The following is a 2,388-nucleotide window of genomic DNA, read 5'->3' on the forward strand; positions in this document are numbered from 1 at the left end:
CCATACCCTTTGTCACTTCAACCCGCCACTCCGGACTATTCTGAATAAACAGATCAAGTTTTGATCTCGTCTCGCTGTCCGGATACAATGCAAATGCCGAAAAGAGCAGAACTGCAAGAAGGGGATAATAATTCATACTGCACCTCCATATATATTATCACAAACATGGGCATGCCGTGCTATTCGTGTCTCCGGAAAGAAACGGCGAGTAATTTTTAATTTTGCTATATCAGCGAAAGAAAGAAAGAAAGAAAGAAGGAAGACCTACGCATGCTGCAATTCCCCGACATACATCATCTCGGCATCGCTTACCGCCGCGGGGATGGGTGTTCCCGAATCGCGCATATCGTCGATATGAAGGCGAATGCTTTCGGCTATCATCGCCTCGCATTCCTCATGTGTCTTCCCTGTGGCGACGCATCCGGGCAGATCGGGGACATAGGCAGAATAATTCTTCCGTCCCTTTTCAAATACGACAAGATAACGCATCGCGGCTTGTTTATTCATCGGACACCTGCGCTTGTTTGAAAATACTTTTCAGCGTTTTTGGGTGCAATTCGTCGGAAAGCCGATGCACGGACACGGTAACTGTTCCGGGTTTATTCGGATGATGATACTGCTGATGGCTCCCCGTCTGTCGAACAATGAACCATCCATCTTTCTCAATAATACGAATCACGTCACGAACCCTCATAGGTCATATTCCCCAACGAAACACCCGCAAAACCGCATGCCATGCAGACCATCCGTAAACTCCGTCAACTGAGATCGTATCCGATCTCATGAACAAGGGCTGACTTCGTTACCTACATGCAGGAATATAGCACAAGCCGGATAAAAATGCAAATCGAACCTCGGTATTGATCTTTCGATCCCATCCGTGTTCATCGGTGTTCATCCGTGGCCAATTCCCTGCGCCGGCATTATCGTTCCACTCTAACACGACATGCTCAGCCGTTCTCTACGATTATCTTACTGCTCACCCCATGAGCATCCTGTATCAGCTTTTTCAATTCGCTGTTCTTCGTCCTGTTGAACATGGCCTTGATCGCCTTCTCGTTCTCTGCATCCCTCATTATCGAGAACAATATGCCGTTGATGCTGGCCGCAAAGCCGTCATCATCTTTGCCCTTTATCTTCAGTGTCTGTGTCTGCATATCGAGGATGCCTTCCGCGGCGGCGAGCTCATGCATATGTCCCCTCGCCATGTTCTCGAGCTGTTCCATCAGGCAGCTTTTATATTGTATCTTTGAATCGGTGAGCAGCTCATCGTTCTTGCCGACCTGCTCGGTGACGGCGAAGTCCTTGTAGTTCTTAAGCGCTACGTAATCGTACGTGAAAAAATAATATTCTCTGGTGATACGATATGTCTTTTCCGATTCATCCTGTCTGATGGAAAGTATCATTATCGGATAGCCGTTCTTCGGTATCCGCTTGTCGCCGATATAGAGCCTCAATTCTTCGTTCTTTCCCATGCACGCGCTCCTCGTTCTTCAGTTCCTGACGAAATATTTCCCGGGATTCTGTTTGACCGCACCCTTTATTTCCATCTGCATGAGAAGCGAAGCCGCCTCGTTAACCGGCATGTTCGCGGACACAGCGATATCATCGATATGCTTCGCCTCGCCGATGGCGCGGTAAATACTCTCTTCGCGTTCGGACAGTTCAGGCACGGGCGCATTCTCAACCTGCGATGTCTGCTTCGCCGGCATCGCTTTCGCTGCCGCGGCAAAACGCGGGCGCATTGCGCGATAGGTGGCGTCCAATGCGAAGAGATTGGCGAACTCAGCGACGATATCCTCATGCGTGTGCGCGGTCTTCGCCCCGTCGCGAGCGAGGCGGTGATTGCCGAAGGCGCGTTCGTCAGTCTCCTTATACGGGCCGATGAATACCTCGCGTCCCTGATCGAGCGCGTAGCGTGCGGTTATCAATGCGCCGGACTTACCGCCCGCTTCCACGACGACAATGCCGTACGACAGCCCCGATATGATGCGGTTACGCAAGGGATAATGATGTTTCAGCGGACGCGTGCCGACCGGATATTCGGTCATGATGACGCCGCCCTTATCGACGATCTTTTCATAGAGCGCGGCGTTCTCCGCGGGGTATATCGTATCCTGTCCTGAGCCGAGCACGCCGACAGTGGTCCCCGATGTAGAAACGGCGCCCCAATGCGCCGCCGCGTCGATGCCCTTTGCAAGCCCGCTTATCACCCAGATATTGAGCGCCGCGAGATTCGATGCTGTTGTGAACGCATATCGCTGCGAGGTCTCCGACGGCTTTCGCGTACCGACGAGCCCGACCGCGTTGCGCGAGAGATTCGTTATATCTCCGCGGACGTAGAGCACGGCGGGCGGACTGTCGATGTTCTTGAGATTGAAAGGATAA

4 protein-coding genes are annotated in these 2,388 nt (G+C 51.9%); all 4 read right to left on the reverse strand.

The window, feature by feature from the left end; all coding sequences use genetic code 11:
• Positions 1-264: 264 nt before the first annotated feature.
• Positions 265-489 (reverse strand): type II toxin-antitoxin system HicB family antitoxin, encoded by a 225-nt coding sequence (locus AABZ39_11025; protein ID MEK6795303.1) that lies wholly within the window; start codon positions 487-489, stop codon positions 265-267.
• Positions 490-499: 10 nt separating this feature from the next.
• Complete coding sequence (locus tag AABZ39_11030; protein MEK6795304.1) at positions 500-694, reverse strand: type II toxin-antitoxin system HicA family toxin; 195 nt, start codon at positions 692-694, stop codon at positions 500-502.
• 256 nt (positions 695-950) lie between these two features.
• Entirely contained in the window at positions 951-1,475 is a 525-nt protein-coding gene (locus AABZ39_11035; GenBank protein MEK6795305.1) for a hypothetical protein, read from the reverse strand.
• 18 nt (positions 1,476-1,493) lie between these two features.
• Positions 1,494-2,388: DNA-processing protein DprA (dprA, locus tag AABZ39_11040; protein ID MEK6795306.1), on the reverse strand; the 895-nt coding region annotated here is incomplete at its 5' end.

The sequence above is a fragment of the Spirochaetota bacterium genome, assembly GCA_038043445.1.
In the GTDB taxonomy this organism is placed as follows: Bacteria; Spirochaetota; Brachyspiria; order Brachyspirales; family JACRPF01; genus JBBTBY01.